The organism is Schleiferilactobacillus harbinensis DSM 16991 (assembly GCF_000425885.1).
Lineage (GTDB): Bacteria > Bacillota > Bacilli > Lactobacillales > Lactobacillaceae > Schleiferilactobacillus > Schleiferilactobacillus harbinensis.
This window is the reverse complement of record NZ_AUEH01000074.1, coordinates 1-8612: the sequence shown is the minus strand read 5'-3', so window position 1 is coordinate 8612 and position 8612 is coordinate 1. Positions and strand designations below refer to the sequence as shown.

Genomic DNA, 8612 nt, shown 5'->3' with positions numbered 1-8612 from the left:
CCGTCAAAGAACTGGTCATCGGTCGTAAAAATTGGCTGTTTTCGCAGAGCAAACGCGGCGCGACGGCTGCGGGGGTCATTCTTAGTCTGCTCACGACAGCACGGGCTAATCACCTCGATCCGAGTAAATATTTCAACTATCTATTCGACACAGTGCCTAATTTGCCGGCTCCCGGCGACATGGTCGCCTTGCAGGACTATTTGCCGTGGGCGCCGAAGGTGCAGGCGTTCTGTCACGAATAACAGCGGGTAAAGCAATGGTGCAATCTTCATGATAGAGGATTGCACCATTTTTGTCTTCACACCTATTTCAACGACCGCTTACAGTCAACTCCTGTAAGACGATGTGCAGAGTGCTCCGATCAGCACCATTATAAAAAATCACTTCGGCATCTTTGAGCTTGATTCGAGCAGCTATCTGGGGCTTCCCACCAGTGCTGGGTGTCCGATCTGTCATTTGAACCGGCACAATATCTTTAATTTGAACCATAAAAAGCCTCCTTGTGTACTTGATGACTCAAGCATACAAGGAGGCTACGGCGCGAACCATATACCCGTTTAACGACCGCTTACGGCCGGTTTCGACCAGGGCCACTTTGTTGGCGGCGTCCTGGAGCTGTTCTGCACCAGCGGCGCGGAAGATGGCACCAGAGACCCCGCCGCCCATGGCGAGGCGGGGATTGGCTGCGTTGACGATGGCGTCAACGGGTAATTTGGTGATGTCTTGGCGAATGAGAGTGAGGGGCATAAGGAGGATCCTTTCAATTAATTGTAGTTGACGAAATGAAACGCTTTCGAGGACTAAACCGTCATGTTGCGAACCTAAGGTATTCCAGTGAATTTGGTTCATCCAATATTTCCAGCATCGAACGTGTGTGATGTTGTCGATGCCACAAGAAAACATCTCTCATTATAAACGTTCACCGACGCTTGAGCCCACTTCTGTACCATGTTATAAAAAGCAGCAAGGATCTTATTACTACGGTTCTTCAGCCAATCTCTAAATCAAGTTTTAACATGTTGCAGACAGCGAATAGGTGCTTATCCGAGAATAACATGCTTATTGTATCCTACAGTGTTAACAACAAGCGTCCCGAAATCACCGATTATTTTGGCGAACTGATGTCGTTATCTAAAAGTGTTTCACGTTCATGAAGATTGGCAATTCGCTCCTGTAACTTATCCATAAGATTTGCAAAGCCAGTTTTGGGTTTTAGTTGGATGTAATAAACGTGGTTAGCACTCTCTCGGACTGAAACTGACTGATCAACTGGATTACTTGGATAAAGTACAAGCACGGATTCAACGATGCGAATGTCCGCAACCCGTTTGAAAGTTGTAATCGTGGAATATGTGTCATCGCGATACGCGCGGAACTGGTCGGCTAATTGCCCGTGTCCCTCTGTAGTTCGTTCGCTCAGTAATTTGTTTAGCTTCTTGTATTTGGCATCAAGAACAATGCTACCAAGAAAGTCATTTGATAAGGTGAATACGTCAATGCGAATGTCAGGTTTATTGCGAGGAGAGTAAGTCAATAATGGGCGGTCGTGAGTAGATCTGGAAGGGCGTGATTTGATTGGCTGATTGTAAGTAAGCAATAACGATAGGCTGGAATTTGATAGGTGGACCTGTGTTCCCTCGTCAAGAAACGGAAGTAAGAGTGACGTTTCTCCCGCTTTTTGATCGTATATCCAACCGCTCCGAGGAACATATCCAAGTTGAATCAAAGCATCCAAGGTTTGAATATATGTCCATATTTCGTAAAGTTGTGCTGTTTTCTTCCAATACTTACTATAGTAGTCATCAAATAGGATGTGTTGTGATCTATGTTTCAGAGAAGAGTACGACTTATACAAAAGGTTATAAATAGGATTAAGCATGAGTATTTTCGGAAGAGAAGTATTAGATGGCAACTGTACTGAAGATAAGAAGTCATCGTGCAGAACATCTGAAAGATAATATCTGAGTTTTTGTAATGATGCCATTGCTTCAGAGAGCACGGAAACACCTCGGGAATATGACTCTTCAATAAAATGCCATTCTGAAGGCGTACGTTTTCCCCTATATTGCGATACTGATTGGAATGAACTCTTCAGCTTCTCGAGTACTCGCGTGATGCGGGAAACTTGTGAGACACATACATCGACTATCGTTACTATAAAGAGCTTCAACCATTGATTGGCAGGCACGTTAAATTCTAGATACCTTGTCGGGCTATATAGGCTACCCTTTTTATCTGGACGATCAACGATCATGCGCATGGTTGTTTGATCAATCTCGGCCTTCATTCCGCTTGGTTTCCAAGAATAGGACTTGCTTATGCGAAATTTTGCTTCATTGCGTAGTTGTTCAACCGCAAATTGGATCTCGGATTGTTGGCTTAGCAAAAAGGCCGTGTCATCATCTAAATAATTGTCGCCAACCTGCCCCAACTCAAGCGCTCGCACCACATTGCGTTTATGGACAGAATACTCCAGAGCTAGGCCCCTAACTTTGTCCTCGACATCACGACGCATCAACTTCCACTCTTCATCGTTCAAATCTTTTGGTACAACTTGCCAATACGCAAAGTAAGATTTGTTGTTATGGATTACCTGAATTGTATAGAATCCGGGAGTTAATGGAACGTCTTGGTGTTTGCTGGATTCAATTTGATGATTCCAGGATCCAGAGAAAAGAATATAGGCAATATTTGGATAGTAAGCGAATTGAGCACCTGACTTAGAAGTTGCGACACGATTGTCTACGGAATAATCATCCAGTTCGGGTATTAGAAATCGATCGTCCGAATTGGATGAAGACATTTGAATATCGAAGTATGAATATTCAGGTATTGACAGGATGTCGCGCTGATCAATACTTGTTAGAACATCCTGAGAGTACAGTTTAAGACTGGCTTCATACTTCTGGCCTTTATTCTGCTCCATGTGCATGAGAATGTTACATTGTGAATCCATACAAGGTCAGCTCCTGTGTTTTTTGAGTGAGCAACAGACGTGACTGCTCAAAGGTAGAGATATCAGTGTATTTATCTAGGACCTGAATCAACTTTCCTGGTTCCTTGCCAGTACCTAGCAAATCATGCAATTGCTCTTGCGAGCCACGAACCTTGGTTAGAATACGTTGGACAAGCTGTAAATCAATTGCTTCCCCGCGCGAAACTCCGTCATCAATCTCTGGAAGGTTTCTCACAAAACTATCAATCTGATGCACAATCCGCCATCCAATTCCTAGATTTCGATCTTCTTCATTCAAGGTTACATGCAGGTCCCATAACAGAGACTTTTCTTTCTGAGTTAATGGTTTCTTGTCATCCTGATTTCCTAATGCACGGTACTCGGAGGTTGTTAATTCACCTTGTTCCGAGGAAATTGCCGTTTCATCGGCCACCTTGTACTCTTTATTAAACGGCAGTATGTGCAATGAAATTACATTTGAACGATCGAGAACTTTATCCGAGAATTGAAATGTGGATTCATCAGTATTGACAGTGCCGACAAACAAAACATTATCTCGAATGGCTATATGGTCCGGATATTGTTGACTGTTATAAAGCCTTGTTTTTAATTGTGAATTGTAAAGCCTAATGTAACGGCTGCTCAATGGCATTTCAAGTACTGAAAGAAATTGCGAAAAATAATGCTCCACCCGTGCAAGGTTCATTTCATCAAATACGACGATGAAAAGCTGATCTTTGTGTTCGTTTGCTGAAACCAATGTATCAACCAATCCACTATCACCCGGTCGATAAACATTGTTCACCATGTCTGCATATCCCAATAAGTCTGAATCATCGGCCCAAAAAGGACGAACTGGGACAAAACATAATTTTTTTGAGGATTGGGAAGATTGGCTGTCCCCAATAATCAGTCCAAGTGCTTTTGCGTATGCCCTGACAAGCTGGGACTTCCCGGTACCACTGAGTCCAGATAGAATTACTAATCCGTCGCTCTCCATTGCCGTATGAAAGTTAATCAAGTCTCTCAAATCATAGTGAAGCCCCATTTGTTGTGTCTGTCGTTGGAAGTCCATTATGAAAGAACCTTGTTTGTCACTTGTGGTAGTACGTGATCTGATGGATGACGATACGTCTGCTTTGTCAGTGCTTGCCTCAGAAGGAGCGTCGATTGGCTTTCTAGTATTCTGAATTGATTGTACAACAAGCGTATCGTCATTGGCGTCTGACTTTTCGGGAGTGAAAGAAGCTGCCTGTTTCTCATATTTCAAGAAAACATCGGAGGGGACATATGCGATGGGTATCCCCTCAAATTCAATGAAGTTTTCCTGCCATTCACTGTCATCAAAACCCAGTGCGACTCGCTGAAATGAGCGATTGTCGCTTGCATATGAGAAGCCCGTCGGAGTGTTGGTCTGTGACTGGATGTTTGTATACAGGCTCATACTCGTTGTTGTATTTCGCCAAATGATACCACGAGGGACATCATTTGCGTTGCTTGGCCACAGGGGATTATTCCCGACCACTTTACCCGCAATAAGAGCTTTTTCAAATTCGTATTGAGTGATCGGCCGATTGTGTTCATGTGTTGATTCATAAATTGGAAATTCAATTAATTTTATTGTATTTAGATCGAATTCACTGTTTCGTGCGGTCACATGAGCATCGTAAGCGGTTACGAACAGTCGTTGACGATCTTCGTTGTAAGCAAAGTTTGGTGTTGAGACAAACCATTTATTTTGGAATTCTCTGTACGCAGAGTCAATTCGAGATTCTTCGTCATCCGACTCATCGTCTTCATAGTATAAAGAATTGTGGCTCACAAAAACATTAATTTTTGGTGGAAGATTGGTTGGGTCTATTGAATCTGGATAATCTGTACAAGGGGTGATTCTTAACATCATCTGATTGCTTTTAGCAATTACAATGTCCGCTCGATCAGCTAAAAAACCGACCATTGTGAATTTTTGTTTGCCTTCTATAATGTCAGTAGGCAGTTTCATTTTCTGTCTCTCCTTTGAGTAATGTATCTCCTGATATAGTGATAACAATTGGTTCAAAAGCCGCATCTTTCAAATTCTTTTGAATTTGGTAGCGGAGCTGGGGACTTGTTGTTTCCTGGATCAGCGTGATTTGTCTGACTTGCAATATCTTTGCAAGCTGGGCAATCTGACTTGGTTGGGTTGAATTTCCAATGTAAATCTGATTCTTCAGAATTGAAGTACTGTGGGTCGCGGAGACAATCAGAGAAATCGGTCCCTCTGGTCGGACTAGACTTACCATCTGTTCCAAGGCGGTAATCAGACACTTGTTATCGCTTCGAAGGAAATCGAGTTCCTTGCTTTGCTGTAAGATAATCGACCTAAGTTCATTGGTCTGCTTGACATAAGTATCTCGATTTGATTGCAGTTCATGATCATACATGTCCGTTATTTTTGCTTTTGCTTTGCTTATTTCGATATTGTGTTCCTTAGTTATGGCGGAAGTTTCTTCGCTGTATTTATCGTGTAACTTATTTAAGACTATACGGTTATTTTCTAATTGAGCATTCATTTTTGCTTTGAGCTTTGAATTTGCTTTTCTGCTTTTATCTAGTTCCACAGTAATATTGTGCAAGTCAATTGAATCGTGTGCACTCTTCGCAGGTACCGCGTTCTCTTTTCTCTCCCAATTGATTTTTGGCCAGTTGGACTGAAGTTTGTCCCAGAGAACCTGGTTCTTAGCAAAGCTTTCGGAAAGTTGCTTGGAATCGTATTTCTTAGTTAAATTGAGAAGAATAAATCCGGCTTCAGGAGATTGTTTTTTCAATTCATTCGCGAAGGAATCCAAATTAATTATGCCGGTTGAGCTGTAGGAATTGAAGGCTGTATCTAATCGCCCTTTTGCAATTTGATCCAGTGTATATCCAAGATTCCCGGCACGTTTGTGACTTCCTTGCCTTATCAATGACTCGATTATCTTTTCTCGCCATTGCTCAGAGTCCTGAGCGGCCAGCAATCCCCTTTCCTTTTTGGGAGCTCGCTCGTAAAGCTCCTTAAGAATCTCTATGTCTGAAGGCCATAGGAGTAGTTCAACAATTCTCTGAGTGTAAATTGAATAGCCCATTGTGTTCCCTCTTTTTTTTCGTATGAATTCAGTATACGACATACCCGTGCGAAGGCAACACCGTCAACGAGTGTTTCATACCTTCGTTTCAACCTTGGTTTGAAGATTCTAAGCGGTGTCTTGCGGTGGACTTCAGGTAGACAATCACTATACGGAAATCTTGGAATAAGGACAAAGTCTGTATACTAGCAATTAAGGTAAGGGCAATCATTGGAAAGCCCTTTACCGCTCGCAACCATTATGCCTATGCCTACTGGTTTTTTCGTGTCAGATGACTTGTCAGGCAAGTTCCGCAAATTATTCTCCCATTTTCTTCCTAAATGGTAGATAATGGGAACAAACATGTTGTCGGCTAGAGAGGGGAGCTCTTACAATGCAAAACGCATACTTATTGCACCAACTGACCACGCAGGAACGCATTCTAGTTAATTCGGAAGTTGAGAAACGCAAGAAAAGTACCGTGGCCCCCTATCTTCTGTGGTGGTTCACCGGCGTCATCGGGGGACACCGCTATTACATGGGTAAGACGGGCAGTGCCGTCGCCATGACCTTGATCACTGTGCTGACGTTTGGCATCGTGGCTATCGTCACTGGCATTTGGGCTTTCATAGATGTCTTTTCAATTTCCAAGTGGTTGCAAGAGGACCAAGATCGGATTGAGATGCAAGCAGCCACTGAGATTTTGAATTCTCGACCGGCTGCGCCAATTGCGCCGCGATCTCACGATGAGAACACTGATCCGATGGAGGTCTAGCCAGACGCTCCGCAATTCTTACAAGGAGTGGATTTAAAGTGACGAAGCTCAAAGGATTAGCCAAGACGCTTGCCCAGATTCAGTCCGGTCATGGCCAGCCAATTGAAGATCTGGCCGCCTGGTCTGCCCGCATGCGGGCAGAGGCGGGCCGATACCGGATCCGCTGCCGGCGCACGGCTTCCGATTGTTGCCGAAAGAAGAGGCTGACCGGCCGATTTTTGGCGGATACGGCGTCAAGCATGGCCTGCTTAAGCCGTACGCCAGCGATTTAGACACAGACGAATACGGCTTTCGCCGCCGAATCTTTCAGTCGCTGCAATATCGCCGGAGTTTTGAGACGCGGGTGATCCGCGTGTTCCGAGAAACTTTTCCCGTGGCAACGCCTGACGATGTGAAAGCCTTCCGGAATTATGTGCGTGTGGATATCACCGGCTGGGATTATATGTATCTGTTTCGCCTGAACCAGGCGTTCATCGAGTTGAAGCAGGTCTTCAATTTGCCGCTCATGCCGACAGAGGAGCGTTATCTGGCGGCGGTCACGGCGGACGACAGTGCGGGAGAGGAAACTGCCCAAGAGCGCATGGCGGCAGAGGCCCAGCAACTGGATCGGCAGAGCGAGGCTCTCTTTGCGCTATTGCAAGAGAGCCATACAGCCGTGCTGGTGACGAAAGTCATGATCGATGAGATGATTCGGCAACAGCAGCATAGTACGCTGGATGCGGAGTTGAAGCGGGAGATGAAGCGGTTCAGGGAAGGGCATCTTTTACCTAGGATGATCCATGGCCCTGCTTCCGAGGATGTTGCTGAATACTGGACCAAGTATTTAGTGGATCATATGCCTGGATGGTGGGATTGACGAGTAAAACAAAACGCTTTGACATCGCCAGAACGCGGGGATGTCAAAGCGCTTTAATATGCTAGTTGGGTTTATCGTCGGAAGAATTTTCTGAACGATCCTCAAAGTTGAGTTCTAGTTGTTGCGGTCCCTTGACGTGTTGTAATACGTGGACTATTGCATACTCGCTTTTGAGTTGATTTTCCTCAGTTAATTGCTGTGTCCGTCTCATTTGAACTTTTAAAGTGTCTTGCGAGCCAAAACGCTGTTGATTTTTCTTTACTTCTTGAAGGAACTCCTTGTCCTCAATTGATGCAAAAAACTGAAGACTGCCATCAGAAAATTTCCGCTTTCCGTGCTCAAAGGCAACGTTAATAATCTGCAGATAAACTTCTGACGTCGTTGAATCTAATTCCTGAGGCTTAATTGGCGGTACATCGAAGCTATGATAGTCCTTCTTGGTGACGGAAACCGATTCTTCTTTATGCGAGAATTCAATTCCTTCGATTCCTTCCTTATCGAGAGGGTCGACTGCTGCTTTGATACTTTTACGAAATTCGATACTTTGGAAAGCTTGAAGCGCTGCTTTCGAAATGGTTATCTTGGTCTGATCGTCTAAAGTGAGGGTGATGGTTCCTTCCCCCTCATGAGACTCCTTCGAACTGATTTTCTTATTAGGGAGTGTCTGAAAATCCCGAAATCCTGTATACTTCTTGTTAAAAACAAAACGGAGTGTGCAGGATGGTTATACCCAAACGTTATGAAGTAACCGACGAACAGTGGGAACGGATCGCTGATCTGTTTCCAAAGCGGTCAACGCGCGGCCGACCGCCTAAGGTCGACAATCGTACTGCTTTTAACGCCACATTATGGCTTATTCGCAGCGGTGCAGCTTGGCGGGATTTGCCCGAGCGTTACGGCCCCTGGAAGACAATCTACAGTCGGTTCCGGTTGTGGGTTGAC

7 protein-coding genes and 3 pseudogenes are annotated in these 8612 nt (G+C 44.5%); 4 read left to right on the top strand and 6 right to left on the bottom strand.

Going from position 1 to position 8612, the window contains the following annotated elements; genetic code table 11:
- A pseudogene (locus H627_RS20380) lies at positions 1 to 242 on the top strand (IS66 family transposase); the annotation flags it as partial.
- 67 nt (positions 243 to 309) lie between these two features.
- Here the strand turns inward: H627_RS20380 and H627_RS0114815 are convergent.
- From H627_RS0114815 to H627_RS0114795, 5 genes and pseudogenes are all read right to left on the bottom strand, one after another.
- Positions 310 to 489, bottom strand: coding sequence for a hypothetical protein (locus H627_RS0114815; protein WP_027829550.1), 180 nt, complete (start codon positions 487 to 489; stop codon positions 310 to 312).
- Positions 490 to 602: 113 nt separating this feature from the next.
- Positions 603 to 747: pseudogene (locus H627_RS21015) on the bottom strand (macro domain-containing protein); the annotation flags it as partial.
- Between the two features lie 358 nt (positions 748 to 1105).
- Positions 1106 to 2956 carry a nuclease domain-containing protein gene (locus H627_RS0114805; RefSeq protein ID WP_027829548.1) on the bottom strand — a complete coding sequence of 617 codons (1851 nt, stop codon included), beginning with the start codon at positions 2954 to 2956 and terminating at the stop codon, positions 1106 to 1108.
- Positions 2940 to 4958 carry an McrB family protein gene (locus H627_RS20760; protein WP_226999178.1) on the bottom strand — a complete coding sequence of 673 codons (2019 nt, stop codon included), beginning with the start codon at positions 4956 to 4958 and terminating at the stop codon, positions 2940 to 2942. Before H627_RS20760 ends, H627_RS0114805 begins: the two co-directional genes overlap by 17 nt.
- Complete coding sequence (locus tag H627_RS0114795) at positions 4942 to 6060, bottom strand: hypothetical protein (protein WP_027829547.1); 1119 nt, start codon at positions 6058 to 6060, stop codon at positions 4942 to 4944. The genes H627_RS20760 and H627_RS0114795 overlap by 17 nt, the downstream gene beginning before the upstream one ends.
- A gap of 373 nt (positions 6061 to 6433) precedes the next feature.
- Between H627_RS0114795 and H627_RS18655 the strand changes: the two genes are divergently transcribed.
- Both H627_RS18655 and H627_RS0114785 read left to right on the top strand, forming a co-directional pair.
- On the top strand, positions 6434 to 6814 hold the full coding sequence (locus H627_RS18655; RefSeq protein ID WP_035441276.1) for a TM2 domain-containing protein: 381 nt from the start codon (positions 6434 to 6436) through the stop codon (positions 6812 to 6814).
- Positions 6815 to 6998: 184 nt separating this feature from the next.
- Positions 6999 to 7670, top strand: a complete 672-nt coding sequence (locus tag H627_RS0114785) for a hypothetical protein (protein WP_027829546.1) — start codon at positions 6999 to 7001, stop codon at positions 7668 to 7670.
- Positions 7671 to 7731: 61 nt separating this feature from the next.
- Here H627_RS0114785 and H627_RS21025 read toward each other — a convergent pair.
- Positions 7732 to 8325: pseudogene (locus H627_RS21025) on the bottom strand (LAPAL motif-containing putative phage structural protein); the annotation flags it as partial.
- A gap of 65 nt (positions 8326 to 8390) precedes the next feature.
- Here H627_RS21025 and H627_RS0114775 point away from each other — a divergent pair.
- A partial coding sequence (locus tag H627_RS0114775; protein WP_027829545.1) for a transposase occupies positions 8391 to 8612 on the top strand: 222 nt, incomplete at its 3' end.